14 protein-coding genes are annotated in these 16708 nt (G+C 66.5%); 10 read left to right on the top strand and 4 right to left on the bottom strand.

The window, feature by feature from the left end; genetic code table 11:
* Positions 1 to 59 precede the first annotated feature (59 nt).
* The 4 genes from QX124_RS11915 to QX124_RS11930 all read left to right on the top strand — a co-directional run bounded on the left by QX124_RS11915 (position 60) and on the right by QX124_RS11930 (position 2220).
* A complete protein-coding gene (locus QX124_RS11915) occupies positions 60 to 488 on the top strand; it encodes a DUF1330 domain-containing protein (protein ID WP_315797350.1) in 429 nt (142 codons plus the stop codon).
* 400 nt (positions 489 to 888) lie between these two features.
* On the top strand, positions 889 to 1203 hold the full coding sequence (locus QX124_RS11920) for a metalloregulator ArsR/SmtB family transcription factor (protein ID WP_315715146.1): 315 nt from the start codon (positions 889 to 891) through the stop codon (positions 1201 to 1203).
* Positions 1200 to 1559, top strand: a complete 360-nt coding sequence (locus tag QX124_RS11925) for a polyketide cyclase (protein ID WP_315797256.1) — start codon at positions 1200 to 1202, stop codon at positions 1557 to 1559. The genes QX124_RS11920 and QX124_RS11925 overlap by 4 nt, the downstream gene beginning before the upstream one ends.
* Positions 1560 to 1602: 43 nt before the next feature.
* A complete protein-coding gene (locus tag QX124_RS11930; protein ID WP_315735320.1) occupies positions 1603 to 2220 on the top strand; it encodes an ATP-dependent Clp protease proteolytic subunit in 618 nt (205 codons plus the stop codon).
* Positions 2221 to 2477: 257 nt separating this feature from the next.
* On the opposite strand, the gene QX124_RS11935 is transcribed toward QX124_RS11930, so the two are convergent.
* The 3 genes from QX124_RS11935 to QX124_RS11945 form a co-directional block, all read right to left on the bottom strand.
* A complete protein-coding gene (locus QX124_RS11935; RefSeq protein WP_315735318.1) occupies positions 2478 to 3704 on the bottom strand; it encodes an ABC transporter substrate-binding protein in 1227 nt (408 codons plus the stop codon).
* 514 nt (positions 3705 to 4218) lie between these two features.
* A complete protein-coding gene (locus tag QX124_RS11940) occupies positions 4219 to 4584 on the bottom strand; it encodes a DUF1304 domain-containing protein (RefSeq protein ID WP_315797257.1) in 366 nt (121 codons plus the stop codon).
* A 93-nt stretch (positions 4585 to 4677) separates the two neighbouring features.
* A complete protein-coding gene (locus tag QX124_RS11945; RefSeq protein WP_315797258.1) occupies positions 4678 to 7473 on the bottom strand; it encodes a [protein-PII] uridylyltransferase in 2796 nt (931 codons plus the stop codon).
* Positions 7474 to 7669: 196 nt separating this feature from the next.
* Between QX124_RS11945 and QX124_RS11950 the strand changes: the two genes are divergently transcribed.
* The 5 genes from QX124_RS11950 to QX124_RS11970 all read left to right on the top strand — a co-directional run bounded on the left by QX124_RS11950 (position 7670) and on the right by QX124_RS11970 (position 12157).
* The gene (locus tag QX124_RS11950; protein WP_315797259.1) at positions 7670 to 8644 is read left to right on the top strand and encodes an aliphatic sulfonate ABC transporter substrate-binding protein; all 975 of its coding nucleotides are present in this window, start codon (positions 7670 to 7672) and stop codon (positions 8642 to 8644) included.
* Positions 8645 to 8937: 293 nt separating this feature from the next.
* On the top strand, positions 8938 to 9783 hold the full coding sequence (locus QX124_RS11955; protein ID WP_315735310.1) for an ABC transporter permease: 846 nt from the start codon (positions 8938 to 8940) through the stop codon (positions 9781 to 9783).
* Positions 9783 to 10568 carry an ABC transporter ATP-binding protein gene (locus QX124_RS11960; RefSeq protein ID WP_315797260.1) on the top strand — a complete coding sequence of 262 codons (786 nt, stop codon included), beginning with the start codon at positions 9783 to 9785 and terminating at the stop codon, positions 10566 to 10568. Before QX124_RS11955 ends, QX124_RS11960 begins: the two co-directional genes overlap by 1 nt.
* Positions 10569 to 10624: 56 nt before the next feature.
* On the top strand, positions 10625 to 11134 hold the full coding sequence (locus tag QX124_RS11965; RefSeq protein WP_315756858.1) for an OsmC family protein: 510 nt from the start codon (positions 10625 to 10627) through the stop codon (positions 11132 to 11134).
* Between the two features lie 219 nt (positions 11135 to 11353).
* Complete coding sequence (locus QX124_RS11970; RefSeq protein ID WP_315797261.1) at positions 11354 to 12157, top strand: hypothetical protein; 804 nt, start codon at positions 11354 to 11356, stop codon at positions 12155 to 12157.
* Positions 12158 to 12371: 214 nt separating this feature from the next.
* On the opposite strand, the gene mutS is transcribed toward QX124_RS11970, so the two are convergent.
* Positions 12372 to 15104, bottom strand: coding sequence for a DNA mismatch repair protein MutS (mutS, locus tag QX124_RS11975; protein ID WP_315797262.1), 2733 nt, complete (start codon positions 15102 to 15104; stop codon positions 12372 to 12374).
* Positions 15105 to 15466: 362 nt separating this feature from the next.
* On the opposite strand from mutS, the gene pcaF reads away from it, so the two are divergent.
* Positions 15467 to 16675: a 3-oxoadipyl-CoA thiolase gene (gene pcaF, locus QX124_RS11980; protein ID WP_315797263.1), complete on the top strand. Its 1209-nt coding sequence runs from the start codon at positions 15467 to 15469 to the stop codon at positions 16673 to 16675.
* Positions 16676 to 16708 lie beyond the last annotated feature (33 nt).

Genomic DNA, 16708 nt, shown 5'->3' on the forward strand with positions numbered 1-16708 from the left:
CGCCGCTAACGCCGCGTTATGGTTAAGTGAAGGTCAACAACAATCAGGCGAGGGAATTCATAGGCCATATCGATCCCACCAAGGAGGTGTTCGCGCAGTTCCGGGAGAATGACCGCCCGGGTCCGATCCACATGCTGAACCTGGTGCGGCTGCGCAAGGAGGCGGCCTATCCCGATGGACGCAAGGTCAGCGGCGCGCAAGCCTATGCCGCCTATGGCCGCGAGAGCGGCCCGGTGTTCGAGCGCCTCGGCGGCCGCGTAGTCTGGCAGGGTCGTTTCGAACTGATGCTGATCGGTCCGCAGGAGGAATACTGGGATCACTGCTTCATCGCCGAATATCCGAGCGTGCAAGCCTTCGTCGAGATGATCCGCGATCCCGTCTATCGCGAGGCAGTGAAGCACCGCCAGGCTGCGGTCGAAGACTCGCGCCTGATCCGCCACGCTGTGCTGCCGGTGGGGAGGAATTTCGGCGAGGTGCCGACGGCGTAGGCTGCTTTCGGCGTGCCCATCTTTGGACACCGCTGCTTGCTGAGGAAAAGGTACGTTCCCTCCCCCCTTGTGGGGGAGGGCTAGGGAGGGGGGTAGCCGCGAAGACGGTCGCCCGGAGCTACCCCCCTCCCCAACCCTCCCCCACAAGGGGGGAGGGAGCGCAGCGGTGGGCTGGGTCGGGGCGTGTCTTCATCGCCGCCGTCGTCACCCACGAAGGCGGGTGACCCAGTATTCCGAGACGGTGGTGATCGACCGAGACGCCGCGGCGTACTGGATGCCCCGCCTGCGCGGGGCATGACGTGAAGGAGGAAGCGGCGAGAACTGCGCAGCATGCTTTTGACGATCGAGCGATCGAAAAAGCCGGCTTGCATGACACATAAGTTTATGCTTATGTGTTGGCATGATCGAGAGTGACATCTTCAGGGCCCTGGCTGATCCGACGCGATACGCGATCTTCGAGAAGCTGGCGAACGGCAGCATGAATGCCAGCGCGCTTCGCGAGGGTCTGACGATCAGCCAGCCGGCGATGTCCCAGCACCTCGCGGTTCTCAGAAGCGCGGGATTGGTGAGGGAAGAACGGCAGGGTCGCTTCGTCAACTATGAGGTCGATCCGGAGGGCCTGGCGCAGATCGCGCGCTGGCTGGCGAAGTACCGCGCCTACTGGCCGTCGCGGGTCGATGCGTTGAAGGCCGTGCTGAAGGACATGGACCAATGACCGATATCAAGGCTGACCGGCAGAGCGACGATCTGGTGCTCGACTACGAGCTCGACGCTTCGCCGGAGAAGGTGTGGCGGGCGATCAGCATTCCCGCGCTGCGCGAGAACTGGCTGCCTTCAGGAGAATTGGCCGATGCCGCCCCGATCTCCTCGACGCCCGGCGAAGAAGTTCGCTACCGAATGCGCGACGACGAACCGCCGTACCTCGAGAGCATCGTGACGTTCCAGGTCATGCCCAATGCCGCAGGCGGGACCAGGCTGAGAATCATTCACGGACTGGTCGTCACGAAGCTGATGCGGCGGACGCCGCCGGCGGCGAACAGCAACCGGCGCAACCTGATGCGCGCGGCTTGACGCTCTAGTTCACTAACAACCCACTGAAACCGGGAGCTCGCGCATGCGCGACACGATGCAACTCGTCCCTATGGTCATAGAGCAGTCCAGTCGGGGCGAACGATCCTTCGACATCTATTCGCGGCTGCTCCGTGAGCGGATCGTCTTCCTCAACGGCGAGGTCAACGACACGGTGTCCGCCCTGGTTTGCGCGCAACTGCTGTTTCTCGAGGCGGAGAACCCAAAGCGGCCGATCCATCTCTACATCAATTCACCCGGCGGCGTGATCACCAGCGGCCTCGCGATGTATGACACGATGCAATTCGTCAAAGCACCGGTACACACGCTCTGCATGGGAACGGCGCGTTCGATGGGGTCGTTTCTTCTGATGGCGGGCGAGCCGGGCGAGCGTACGGCGCTGCCCAATGCAAGCCTTCACGTGCATCAGCCGCTCGGTGGTTTTCAGGGCCAGGCGTCCGACATCCTGATTCACGCCAAGGAGATGGAGCTGACCAAGCGCCGCATGATCAGGCTCTACGCCGAGCATTGCGGGCGCAGCTATGAGGACGTCGAGCGCACCCTGGATCGCGATCACTTCATGACCGCGGACGAAGCCTTGCAGTGGGGCTTGATCGACCGGGTCGTCAAGCAACGAGACCTGGGTGACGTCATCAACGACTGATACTCCCTCGACGCGACGGCGGATCCTACCGCAACAGCCGTTGTCACCCGCGATGCGGTCGAATGGCCGTCGGCGAGCGCACGCAGCGACGAACGGGCGCAACCCGTGCCGCAATGCAGAACGGGGCCGCGCTATCCCGCAGCCCCGTCCCATCGATGTTGACCGCGTCATTCCGGGGCGATGCGCAGCATCGAATCCGGAATCTCGAGGGTCCGGGCTCGTCGCTATCGCACGCCCTGGAACGACGTCGAGTGCAGCTAGCCCGCCGCGCCCTTGTCCTCCAGGATCGGGCCGAACAGCTCCCAGCGCTCACCGTTGAACTTCATCATCTGTAGTTGCTTGTTGACGCGATAGTCGGTCGGCGAGGTGTTGATCTTCATGCCCGGCAGCGACAGGTCGCCGACGACGTCCTTCAGCGACGCCGCCTGCTTCATGACGTTCTCGCGCGTCAGGTTGTCGCCGCACATCTGCAGCACCGTCACCAGGAGCTGTGCGTTCCCGTAGCCATAGACGTTGAAATTGGAGTTCTTGTCGCCGTCCGGATAATACTTGGCCATGAAATCCAGATAGCGCTTCATGCCCGGATCGTCCTTCCAGGTCGGATCGAGCGGGTCCTTGCCGTAATTGACCGAGATCACGCCCTTGGAGGCTTCGAGGCCGGCCGGTTGCATCACTGCGCCGACAGAGGTGGCATTGATATCGACGATGTGGACGGGGTGCCAGTCGAGCTCATGCAGCTTCTTGATGGCCTGAGCGGCTTGCTTCGGCGTCGCGGCGGAGAACAGCAGGTCGGCGCCGGCGGCCTTGATCTTGAGGATCTGCGAGTCGATGGTCGGATCGGACACCTCGTAGGAGGCATCGGCGACGATCATGGTCGATGCCTTGTCACCCAGGCCGGCCTTGATCCCGTTCAGATAGTCCTTGCCGAGATCATCGTTCTGATAGAGCACGCCGATCTTGGCGTTGGGATGCTCCTTCAGAATGTACTGGCCGTAGATGCGGCCCTCAGTGAAGTAGTTGGGATTGTATCCCATGGTCCAAGGGAAGTTCTTGGGGTCGGTGAACTTGGTCGCGCCTGTCGCGGCGAACAGCTGCGGCACCTTCTTCGCGTTGAGGTATTTCTGGACCGCGGCGTTGGACGGCGTGCCGATGATCTGGAAGGTCAGCAGCACCTCGTCGTCCTCGACCAGCTTGCGGACCTGCTCGACCGCCTTGGGCGGCGAATAGGCGTCGTCATACTGGATCAGCTTGATCTTGCGGCCATTGATGCCGCCCTGCTCGTTGATCATGTTGAAATAGGCAGCCTGGGTCTTGCCGATCGAGGCATAGGCCGAGGCGGGGCCCGAGAACGGCACGGTCTGACCGACCTTGATCTCGGTATCGGAGGCGCCGGGATCATACTTCTTCTGGGCCGAGGCTGACGTGACGGAGAGGGTGACGGCCAAAGCGGCCGCGCCTGCAAGACGGAAATATCCCTGTCGCATGGGGTCTGCATTCCTCCTGAATGTTGTTGTGCGGCTGGTCTGCCCGGACGGGCGCCATCGCTACAGGCAGTGTGGAGGAACGGCTTGGCGGACGCAAGGCGAGCCGCCCCCGGGACTGCGGCGGTTCCGCGGGGCGAGGGCTTAGGATGCAAGCTCGATGATCGTGACTTCGCACCATTGCGAGCCAAGCTGCCCCCTGACATTCAGTGTCGTCCCGGCCAAGCCCTGGCGTCGCGCAGCGACGTCAGGGCGCAGAGCCGGGATCCATAACCACAGGCCGCCCTGTGGCGAAGACTCGGAGTTGCGATCCTGCCTCGAACGTCGCCCGGGAGTATGAGTCCCGGGTCGGCGCACGCCGGCGCGTTGCACCGCCGTGCTTGCCCGGGACGACATCTGTGGTCGCCGCCTTAAAACGGCTTCGCCATTTTGCGCGCGAATGTCCCGGAATGACGTCCTCATGGGCACCGACATCGTCCGCAGGTGTCTCGAAGGACGGCCGCGGACTCGGTGCTGATCAAGCCGCCAGCCAGACGAGCACCAGGCCGACTGCCGCCGGCACGCTCTGGATGAACAGGATCTTGCGGCTGGCGGTGGCGGCGCCATAGAGCCCGGCGACGAGCACGCAGAGCAGGAAGAAGATCTTGACCTGGAAGGCGAACGCAGGCGCCGGCTGCGCGAGGCCCCAGAACAGGCCGGCGGCGAGGAAGCCGTTGTAGAGGCCCTGGTTGGCGCCGAGCACCTTGGTCTGCTCCGCGCGCTCCGGCGTGTTGTTGAACGCCCTCAAGCCGGCCGGCTTGGTCCAGAGAAACATCTCGAGCACGAGAATGTAGACGTGAAGCAGGCCGATCAGTCCGACGACGATGTTTGCAATCAATGCCATGGTTCGGCTCCCCCAAGCCTGCCGGGACCGGCGGTGGTGCCGGCCCCCTCGTTCAAATCGGCTCCGATCGGCTCAATGCCGCGCAATGGTCTCTCATGCCGCCGGTTGGGCGGCCGCGTCGTCGTTCGCCAACAAATGCAGCAGCGCGCTCTTGATCGCCGCCTGCCGGGTCGGCGCGTTGATCTGCGCGCCCAGGAGGTCGGTGACGTAGAACACGTCGCGGGCGCGTTCGCCGAAGGTGGCGACATGGGCCGACGCGATGTTGAGATTCAGCTTCGAGATCGCCGTCGTCAGCTCGTACAGCAGGCCGGGGCGGTCGAGGCCGGAGACCTCGATGACGGTGTAGAGCTCCGACCATTGATTGTTGATGGTCACTTCCGGCTCGACCGAGAACGCCTTGTGCTGCTTGCCCCGCGTCGTCCGCCGCGCCACGGCGTCCGGCAGCCGCAGCTTGCCCTCCAGTACCTGCTCGATGGTCTCGCCGATCCGGGTCGCACGCCGGCCCTCGTCCTCATCGCGCTCATACTCGCGGGAGATCGCGATGGTATCGAGCGCGCGGCCGTCGGTCGTGGTGTAGATCTGGGCATCGACGATGTTCGCCCCGGCGGAGGCGCAGGCGCCGGCGATGATCGACAGCAGCCAGGGATGGTCCATCGCGAAGATCGTCAGCTCGGTCACGCCGCGCGCCGGATCGAAGCCGACATTGATCGCGAGCTTGTGGCCGGCATCCTCGCTCGATCGCACGAAGCGGGCATGGCGGATCTTGCGCGGCAGCTCGACCTTGAGCCAGTAGGCCGGATAATGCCGGCCGATATAGGTGTTGAGCTCGTCCTCGGGCCAGTCGGTGAAGGCGTTACGGAATTCGGCCTGCGCCGCGGTGATGCGCTTGGCGCGGTTGACCTCGGAGAAGCCGCCGGTCAGCACCGGCTCGGTCTCGTAGTAGAGCGTGCGCAGCAGTTGCGCCTTCCAGCCGTTCCAGACGCCGGGGCCGACGCCGCGGATGTCGGCGGTGGTCAGGATCGTCAGCAGCTTCATCTGCTCGACGGACTGCACCACGGCGGCGAAATTCTCGATCGTCTTGCGGTCCGACAGGTCGCGCGACTGCGCCACCGTCGACATCGTCAGATGCTCCTCGATCAGCCAGGCGACCAGCTCCGTGTCGGCATTGTTGAAGCCCAGCCGCGGGCACAGCCGGCGCGCGATCTTGGCGCCGGCGATGGAATGGTCCTCGGGCCGTCCCTTGGCGACGTCGTGCAGCAGCACGGTGATGTAGATGACGGCGCGGTGCTCGGGCCGGATCTTGCGCATCAGGTCCGTGGCAAGCACGAACTCGTCGGCACCGCCGCGCTCGATCTCCTGCAGGAAGCCGATGCAGCGGATCAGGTGCTCGTCGACCGTGTAGTGATGGTACATGTTGAACTGCATCATCGACACGATGCGGCCGAAGGCGCGGATGAAGTGGCCGAGCACCCCGGTCTCGTTCATCCGCCGCAGCACGACCTCGGCGTCGTTGGAGGTCAGGATCTCCATGAACAGCCGGTTGGCTTCGGGATCGTCGCGCAGCTCGGTGTTGATCAGGTTCAAGGAGCGCGTGACCGCGCGCATCGCGTCGGGATGGAAGGCGAGGTTGTTCTTCTGCGCCAGCCGGAAGATGCGGATCAGATTGACCGGATCGTGCTTGAAGACGTCGGGCGCGGCGAGGTTGATGCGGTTGTTGTCGACGATGAAGTCGTCACTCTCCGGCACGCGCCGCCAGGTCGAGCCGGTGGTCAGGCGCGAGATCATCCGGCTCAGCACCGGCGCTGGCTTGGCCTGTTGGTCCTCGAGCTTGGCGCACAGGATGGCGGTGAGATTGCCGACCTCCTTGGCGACCAGGAAGTAGTGCTTCATGAAGCGCTCGACATCCTGCATGCCGGGATGGCTGGTGTAGCCGAGCCGCACCGCGATCTCGCGCTGCAGGTCGAATGACAGCCGCTCCTCGGGCCGACCGCTGACGAAGTGCAGGTTGCAGCGCACCGACCACAGGAAATCGGCGCAGCGCCGGAAGGTGCGGTATTCATGCGCGTCGAACACGCCGCGCTCGACCAATTCAGCGGTCTCGCGCACGCGGTAGACGTATTTGGCGATCCAGAACAGCGTATGCAGGTCGCGCAGGCCGCCCTTGCCGTCCTTGACGTTGGGCTCGACGAGATAGCGCGACTGGCCGCCGCGGCGGTGCCGCTCCTCGCGCTCGGCCAGCTTGGCGGCGACGAATTCGGCGGCGGTGCCCTGCACCACCTCGGTGTCGAAGCGCGCGACCAACTCGTCATAGAGCGGCCGGTCGCCCGCGAGATAGCGCGTCTCCAAGATGGCGGTGCGGATGGTCATGTCGCCGCGCGCCTGGCGGATCGACTCGTCGACCGAGCGGGTCGCATGGCCGACCTTCAGCCCCATGTCCCACAGCGAATACAGGATGGCTTCGGCGACCTGCTCGCCCCAGGCGGTCTGCTTGTAGGGCAGGATGAACAGGAGATCGATGTCGGACTCCGGCGCCATCAGGCCACGGCCATAGCCGCCGGTGGCGACCACCGCCATGCGCTCGGCGCCGCTCGGCACCTGCGAGCGGTAGAGGTGTTGGGTGGCCGCGGCGTAGAGGATGCGGATGATCTCGTCCTGCACGAAGCAGAGCTGCTCGGCGCAGCGCCGGCCATGGCGGTCCTTCAGCAGTTGCGCCTGAGCCGCTGCGCGCGCCTTGACCAGCTCGGCCTTGAGGAATTGCACCACCGCGGCGCGGAACATGTCCTCGCGGCCCGAATGCTGCGCGGCCAGCGCGTCGACCGCAACCGCGATGCCGGCGCTGTCGAAATCGGAAAGGCTATCGGGGTGGGAATTGGGGGCGACGCTGTCCATGGATGCAACCGGATATCGAACAAGGCCTGTGCTGTCACGAGACTTCCAATGCAACAATCGATCCATGCTGTCATCGGTGGTCACGGGATGATGATCGTTCTGAATGGTGCCGTCGAAAGGAAAAGCAATTCTCGCGTGCCCCTGGCATAACTCATTGAAACCACAGCAATGTTTCTTGAGGCTTGGAGGGGTGACGATGGGTGGATTGTCGAGGCGCGGATTTGCTGCGGTTGCGGCCGTGGTTCTCCTGGGATGCGGCGCTGCACGCGCGGCCGAGCCGGTGAAGGAGATCCGCTTGGACTGGGCGACCTACAATCCGGTGTCGCTGGTGCTGAAGCAGAAAGGACTTCTGGAGAAGGAGTTCGCCAAGGACGGCATCAGCATCGTCTGGGTGCAGTCGGCCGGCTCCAACAAGGCGCTCGAATTCCTCAACGCCGGCTCGCTCGATTTCGGCTCGACCGCCGGCTCCGCCGCGCTGGTCGCCAGGATCAACGGCAATCCGATCAAGTCGGTCTACGTCTATTCGCGGCCCGAATGGACCGCGCTGGTCACGGCCAAGGATTCCAAGATTGCCTCCGTGGCCGACCTCAAGGGCAAGCGGGTCGCGGTGACCCGTGGCACCGATCCGCACATCTTCTTGGTGCGCGCGCTGTTGTCAGCCGGCCTCACCGACAAGGACATCACGCCGGTATTGCTGCAGCACGCCGACGGCAAGGCGGCGCTGATCCGCGGCGACGTCGACGCCTGGGCCGGGCTCGATCCGATGATGGCGCAGGCCGAGGTCGAGGAGGGCGCCAGGCTGTTCTACCGCAAGGCCGACGCCAACACCTGGGGCATCCTCAACGTCCGTGAGCAGTTCCTGAAGGACAATCCCGAGATCGTCCGCCGCGTGCTCGCCACCTACGAGGTCGCACGCAAGGACGCGCTGGCTAATTACGACGACCTGAAGAAGACCTTCATCGCCGTGACCAAGCTGCCGGAGACGGTCGTCGACAAGCAGCTCAAGGAGCGCACCGAGCTGACCCACAGCCGTATCGGCGCGCCCCAGCGCGAGTCGATTTTGGCCGCGGGCCTCGCTTTGCAGCAGGCCGGTGCCGTCGATGCCAAGGTGGATGTGAAGGTGACGCTGGATGCCCTGATCGACGACCAGGTCCCGCTGCCGACGAACTAGAACGCACGAAGCACTGTTGCAGATACAACCAATGCTGCAGACAAAATAACGGTGTCGTCCCGGACAAGCCCGCCAGCGCGGAAGCGCTGGCGGGCGCAGATCCGGGACCCATACTCCGTGAAGGTCGTTGGGAGGCAGGCTGGAGCGGCATCTCGTCTCACCACGGCGGCCGCGGAGTATGGGTCCCGGCTCAAGGCCGGGACGACAGCAAGTTAGGAGCGCCGTCCTCGGCCCCATTACCATCCACCACCATCACCACGCCTTGCATTCCCGCGCGGGACACTGTTCTCACTATGACCATGACCGTCGAATTGCAGGCGCCGGCTGCCGCCATCCCCCAGACTGCTCGCCAGCCATGGCTCACGCGGCTGACGCGCCCGCTGCTCGGCTTGCTGCTGCCGCTGTCGCTCGCACTCGCCTGGGAGCTTGCCGTCCGGGCCGGCTGGTCCAACGGCCGGCTGGTGCCGCCGCCCTCGAAGGTCTTCACCACCATCGGCGAGCTCGCCCGCTCCGGCGAACTCTCCCGCCACATCACGATGACCTTGACCCGCGTCGGCGTCGGTTTTGGCCTCGGCGTCATTGCCGGAACTGTCCTCGGCGGCATCTGCGGATATTGGGGCCTCGCCCGGCGGCTGGTCGATCCCACCATCCAGGCGTTGCGCGCGATTCCCTCGATCGCCTGGGTGCCGTTGTTCATCCTGTGGCTCGGCATCTTCGAGACCTCCAAGGTGGCGCTGATCGCGGTCGGCGTATTCTTCCCGGTCTATCTCGGCCTGACCGGCGCGATACTCTCGGTCGACCGCAAGATCGTCGAGGTCGGCCGCATCTTCCGTCTCTCCGGGCCGGCGATGATCCGCCGCATCCTGCTGCCCGCGGTGCTGCCGGCGTACGTCGTGTCGCTGCGCGTCGGCCTCGGCTTGGGGTGGATGTTCGTCGTCGCCGCCGAGTTCATGGGGGCGTCGGAAGGGCTCGGCTACCTCCTGATCGACGGCCAGCAGCTCGGCAAGCCGGCGCAGATCGTGGCGGCCATCGTGATCTTCGCCATCATCGGCAAGGCGACCGATTGGCTCTTGGAGATCGCCACCGCGCCGCTGTTGCGCTGGCAGGACAGCTTCGCACGCCAGAGCGGAGCCGCCTGATGCTGCAGCTCACCTCCGTCACCAAGGTCTATCCCAACGGCGTTCACGCGCTGGAGCGGTTCTCGGCCGAGATCCAGCTCGGCGAGATCATCGCCATCATCGGCGGCTCCGGCTGCGGCAAATCGACCTTGCTGCGCGCCGTCGCCGGGCTCGACCGCGCCAGCGCCGGCACCGTGACGCTCGACGGTGAGGCGATCACGGCGCCGCATCCCAAGGTCGGCATCATCTTCCAGGAGCCGCGGCTGCTGCCGTGGCTCACGGTCGCCGACAACATCGGGTTCGGCCTGTCCGAGTTGCCGGCGGCCGGGCGCCGCGATCGCGTCGCGCGCGCGCTCGAACGCGTCGGCCTCGCCGACAAAGCGAAGGTCTGGCCGCGCGAATTGTCCGGCGGCCAGGCGCAACGCGTCGCGATCGCCCGCGCATTGGTGGCGCGGCCGGAGGTGCTCCTGCTCGACGAGCCGTTCTCTGCGCTCGATGCCTTCACGCGCAAGGACCTGCAGGACCACCTGCTCGACCTCTGGGCCGATACGCGCCCGACCCTGGTGCTGGTCACGCACGACGTCGAGGAAGCCGTGGTGCTGGCCGACCGCGTGCTGGTGATGCGGCCGCATCCCGGCCGGCTGTTCGAGGAGATCACCATCAATCTGTCGCGGCCGCGCGACCGCAACGCGCCCTTGTTCGACCAGTTCAGGCGCCATGTGCTCACTGCACTGGATCGCTCGCTCGACCGGACGATGCCGGACGCGCAGGGCAGGCGTGACGCCGGCGGCAGCCTGTGGTGGTGACTTTGGCGGCCCGGCCCGGTACATCTCGTCCGAAATGACTCCGGGAGAGAACGACAATGGATGCTGCCGAGCTGCGCGCCATGCAGGCGCCGATCAAGGAACGCTACAAGGCCGATCCGTCCGCCGCCGTCATCACGCTGAAGGCCAAGGGCGAGGTCGGCGGTGAGGGCCTGACCTGCAAGCTCGAGACCGGGCGCGCAATGGCTGTGGCCGGCCTGCATCCGGGGACCGGCGGCTCGGGGCTCGAGCTGTGCTCCGGCGACATGTTGCTGGAGGCCCTGGTGGCCTGCGCCGGCGTCACCTTGAAATCCGTTGCGACCGCGGTCGAGGTCCCGCTCAAGAGCGGGCTGGTGCTGGCCGAAGGCGATCTCGATTTCCGCGGCACGCTCGGCGTCGACAAGGAGGCCCCGGTCGGCTTCCAGGAGATCCGTCTGCGCTTCGAGGTCGACACCGACGCCCCGCAGGACAAGCTCGACCTGCTGCTCAAGCTCACCGAGCGCTATTGCGTGGTGTATCAGACCATCAAGAACGGCCCGAAAGTGTCGGTCAGCTTGAAGCGGGTGTAGTTGCACGGCGGCGCTGCCGCTGAGGAGACAAGCTGTTGAGGCTCGCTCGGTCTGTGCCTCCCCCGCGTGCGGGGGAGGTCGCCTCGCATCGCCGATGCGAGGCGGGTGGGGGACTTCTCTCCACACGGCACACCCATTATCACCACCCGAGCCGCGCCCCCACCCCGGCCCTCCCCCGCAGGCGGGGGAGGGAGATCACTGTCCGCGCAGCATGAGCTGATGTCCCTCGATCCCCCCTTTCTGCTGCTGCTGACCTTGCGCATGGCGATCGCGGCGTCGTTCGTGGTGTCGGCGTCGATGATCGCCGAGCGCACCGGGCCTGTCATCGGCGCGCTGGTCGCGACCCTGCCGATCTCGGCGGGGCCGACCTACGTTTTCCTGGCGCTGGACCACGATGCCGCGTTCATCGCGCAGGGCGCGCTGACCAGCCTGCCGATCAACGCCGCGACGATCTTCCTCAGCTTTGCCTATGCCGTGCTGGCGCAGCGCCGCAGCGTGCTGGTGGCAAGTGCCACGGCGGTGGCGGTGTGGCTCGGCCTCGCGGTGCTGATCAAGAGCGTGCAGTGGACGTTGTTGATGGGCATCGCCGCCAACGTCGTGACGTTCGCCATCTGCCTGCCGCTGCTGCAGCGCTATCGCCACGCCAAGATGCCGCTGATCACGCGGCGCTGGTACGACGTGCCGCTGCGCGCTTCGCTGGTGGCAACGCTCGTCGCCACCGTCACCTCGGTCTCCGGCTGGGCCGGCCCCAGCGTCTCCGGCATCCTGGCGCTGTTTCCGATCGTCTTCACCTCGATGATGCTGATCCTGCAGCCGCGCATCGGCGGGCCCGCGACGGCGGCCGTGCTGGCCAACGGCGCCTGGGGCCTGATCGGCTTCTCGCTCGCCGTCGTCGTGCTGCACCTCGGCAGCCTGCATGTCGGTGCAGCCGTGGGGTTGAGCGGCGCGCTGGCGACCTGCGTGGGGTGGAATCTCGGCCTGTGGTGGCTGGGGAGAAGGAAGACAGCTCGTCAGCTTGCGTAGGGTGGGCAAAGCGAAGCGTGCCCACCGAGTTTCATATCACGCTGCAAATGGTGGGCACGACGCTTCGCGTCTTTGCCCACCCTACGGCACCGTGAACTCATCTCTCCGTCATTCCGGGGCGCGCGAAGCACGAGCCCGGAATCCATCGGACCGAATGCACTGACGAAAAATGGGTCCCGGGCTCGCGCTGACGCGCGCCCCGGAATGACGGCAACTACGTGTTCGGCAGTTTCGCCCTCAGCTGATACAGCGCGTCCATGGCCTCGCGCGGGGTCATCTCGTCCGGATGCAGGGCCTTCACGGCGGCGATCAGCTCCTCTGCCTCCTTCGACATCGCGGGCTCGGCGGCCGCGCGCGAGGGCACCGCGAACAGCGGCAGGTCGTCGACCAGCGCACGCGCGCTCTGGCCGCGGTCCTGGGCCTCCAGTTTCGACAGCACCGATTTGGCGCGGCTGATCACCGCGGGCGGGAGACCGGCGAGCTTGGCCACCTGGATGCCGTAGGAGCGGTCGGCGGAGCCGGGCAGGACCTCGTGCAGGAACACCACGTCGCCCTGCCACTCTTTGACCCGTACCGTGGCGTTGAACAGCCTCGGCAGCTTGGCGGCGAGCGCTGTCAGCTCATGGTAATGCGTCGCGAACAACGTGCGGCAGCGGTTGCTCTCGTGCAGATGCTCGATCGCGGCCCAGGCGATCGACAGGCCGTCGAAGGTCGCGGTGCCCCTGCCGATCTCGTCGAGGATCACCAGCGCGCGCTCGCCGGCCTGGTTGAGGATCGCCGCGGTCTCGACCATCTCGACCATGAAGGTCGAGCGCCCGCGTGCGAGATCGTCGGCGGCGCCGACGCGCGAGAATAGCCGGTCGACGATGCCGATGCGGGCACGGCTCGCCGGCACGAAGGAGCCGATCTGGGCTAGCAGGGCAATCAGCGCGTTCTGGCGCAGGAAAGTGGACTTACCCGCCATGTTGGGGCCGGTGAGCAGCCAGAGCTGACCGCTCTTGTGCGCCGGCGTCGGCGACAGGTCGCAGGAATTGGCGATGAACGGCTGGCCGTCGCGCTTGAGTGCCTGCTCCACCACGGGATGGCGGCCGCCCTCGATGGCGAAGCCGAGCGAGCCATCGACTTCGGGTCGCGCATAGTTGTCGTCGACCGCGAGCTTGGCCAGCGCGGTCGCGACATCGAGCATCGCAAAGCCGTGCGCGGCAGCGCGCAGATCATCGCCGATCGCAAGCGCCGACGCGCAGAGCCGGTCGAAGATCTCGAGCTCGAGATTGAGGGCGCGTTCGCCGGCATTGGCGATCTTGGCCTCGATCTCGCCGAGCTCCGACGTGGTGAAGCGCACCTGGCCCGCCAGCGTCTGGCGGTGGATGAAGGTCGCGTTCAACGGCGCCGACATCAGCTTGTCGCCGTGCTGCGCGGTGACCTCGACGAAATAGCCGAGCACGTTGTTGTGCCGGATCTTCAGCGCCTTCACGCCGGTCTGGTCGGCATAGCGCGCCTGCATCGAGGCGACGACGAGCCGCGAGGCGTCGCGCAGATTGCGGGTCTCGTCCAGCGTCGCATCATAGCCTGACCGGACGAAGCCGCCGTCGCGCTTGATCAGCGGCAGCTGCTCGTCGAGCGCGCGGGCGAATTCGTCGGCAAGCGCCCGCGCCGGCCGCGCCAGCGCGGCCATGATCGATGCGACCTCCTGCGGCGGCTGGTCGAGCGTGGAGAGCCGCGCCAGCGCCTGGTCGGCGGCGAGGATGCCGTTGCGAAGTGCGGCGAGGTCGCGCGGCCCGCCGCGCCCGACCGACAGCCGCGCCATCGCGCGGGTCATGTCCGGCGCGCCGCGCAGGATGGAGCGGATGTCCTCGCGTGCGGCGCTGTCGGCCACGAACACATTGACCGCATCGAGGCGGCGGCCGATCTGCGCCGGCTCCGTCAGCGGCGCGGCGAGCCGCTGCGCCAGCAGCCGCGAGCCGGCGGATGTGACCGTGCAGTCGATGGCGTCCAGCAGCGAGCCGCGCCGCTCGCCGGCGAGCGTGCGCGTCAGTTCGAGATTGGCGCGGGTCGCCGGATCGATTGCCATGGTGCTGCCGGTCGCCTCGCGGGCCGGCGGCGCCAGCGGCGGGCGCTGGCCCACTTGGGTGCGCTCGACATAGGTGACGCAGGCCGCCGCGGCCGTGGCCTCCAGCCGCGACAGCACGGCGAGGCCATCCATGGTGGCGACCGCGAAATAGTCGCACAGCCGCCGCTCGGCGGTGGCGCCGTCGAACACGTCGCGCGTCAGCGGCGTCACCGCGGCGAGCTCGCGCAGCACCGGCTCGAAGGCTTCGTCCGAGTACAGCGCGTCGGAGACGATGACCTCGTTCGGATTGATGCGCGCCAGGGTCGCGGTCAGTTCCGCGAACGCGCATTCGGTGACGATGAAGTCCGAGGTCGAGATGTCGATCCAGGCGAGCCCGAGCCGGTCGCCGCCGGAGGAGCCGCGGCTGCGCGCGATCGACAACAGATAGTTGTTGGCGCGCGCATCGAGCAGATTGTCTTCCGTCAGCGTGCCCGGCGTCACCACGCGCACCACGCCGCGCTTGACCACGCTCTTGTTGCCGCGCGCCCGCGCCGCCGCCGGATCCTCCATCTGCTCGCAGACCGCGACGCGGATGCCCTGCGCGATCAGCCGGTGCAGATAGTCCTCGGAGCGCTCGACCGGCACGCCGCACATCGGGATGTCCTGGCCCTGGTGCTTGCCGCGCTTGGTCAGCACGATGCCGAGTGCCTTCGATGCGACTTCCGCGTCCTCGAAGAACAGCTCGTAGAAATCGCCCATCCGGTAGAACAGCATCAGGCCCGGATGCGCCGCCTTGATCTCGAGATACTGCTCCATCATCGGCGTGAGCTTGGCCGGCGCCTCGGCGGGCGCGGCGTCGGGCGGAACGGAGACGGAGATGGGCTGCTGGATCGTCATGGCGCGGAAACTAGCCAATTTGCCCGGACGGTCCTACCGCTTTGGCGGCGATGTCCCGGTTTTCCACGATGGGCGGTGCCTGCTGTTGCACCTCCCCCGCTTGCGGGGGAGGTCGTATCGCATCGAAGATGCGATACGGGTGGGGGAAGTCTCTCCTCACGGGGATTCTCGCTTGGGGCTGCCCCCACCCCAGCCCTCCCCCGCAAGCGGGAGAGGGGGCGCACCGGTCGCGCGGTCAACGGCGTCGTCTATGACGGGCTCCACGCATGCCACCCCGCGCTCCCGTCATTTGACCTGCTCCCATCGCACTCCTAAAACCGCCGTCAATTCTGACCAGAAACACGAAAGTTCGGGAGAGAGCGATGCGAGACGTGTTTATTTGTGATGCGGTGCGGACCCCGATCGGCCGCTTCGGCGGCTCGCTGGCGAAAGTGCGCACCGACGATCTCGCGGCGACACCGCTGAAGGCGCTCAAGGCCAAGCATCCAAATCTCGACTGGGCGGCGGTCGACGAGGTGTTCTTCGGCTGCGCCAACCAGGCCGGCGAGGACAACCGCAACGTCGCGCGTATGGCGCTGCTGCTCGCGGGCCTGCCGGATTCAATTCCCGGCCAGACCTTGAACCGTCTCTGCGCCTCCGGCCTCGATGCGGTCGGCGCCGCGGGCCGCGCGATCCGCTCGGGCGAGGTCGATCTCGCGATCGCCGGCGGCGTCGAATCCATGACGCGCGCGCCGTTCGTGCAGGGCAAGGCGACGGAGGCGTTCTCGCGCTCGGCCGAGATCTTCGACACCACGATCGGCTGGCGCTTCATCAATCCCCTGATGAAGCAGCAGTATGGCGTCGATTCGATGCCGGAGACCGGCGAGAACGTCGCCGAGGAATTCCAGGTGTCGCGCGCCGACCAGGACGCGTTCGCGATCCGCTCCCAGCAGCGCGCCGGCAAGGCGATCGCGTCGGGCTATTTCGCCGCCGAGATCACGCCGGTGTCGGTGCCCGGCGGCAAGGCAGGGCCCGTGACCGTCGACAAGGACGAGCATCCGCGCCCCGAGACCACGCTCGAAGGCCTCGCCAAGCTGAAGCCGATCGTGCGCAATCCGGGCACGGTGACCGCCGGCAACGCCTCCGGTGTCAATGACGGCGCGGCCGCGATGATTCTCGCGTCGGAGGCCGCCGTGAAGAAGCACGGCCTCACGCCGCGCGCGCGCGTTCTCGGCCTCGCCTCGGCCGGCGTGCCGCCCCGCATCATGGGCATCGGCCCGGTGCCGGCAGTGCGCAAGCTGATGGAGCGGCTCGGCCTGAAGATCACCGATTTCGACCTGATCGAGTTGAACGAGGCGTTCGCGTCTCAAGGCATCGCCTGCCTGCGCCAGCTCGGCGTCGCCGACGATGCCGATTTCGTCAACCCGCATGGCGGCGCCATCGCGTTGGGACATCCGCTCGGCATGAGCGGCGCGCGCATCGCGATGACCGCGGTGCACGGCCTCGAGGTCCGCGGCGGCAAGCGTGCGCTCGCCACGATGTGCGTCGGCGTCGGCCAGGGCGTCGCGCTGGCGGTCGAGACGATCAACTGACGAAGCGCTAAGCGCTTCGTCATTCCGGGGCAG

It is taken from the genome of Bradyrhizobium sp. SZCCHNRI3043, from assembly GCF_032377735.1.
Taxonomy (GTDB): Bacteria; Pseudomonadota; Alphaproteobacteria; order Rhizobiales; family Xanthobacteraceae; genus Bradyrhizobium.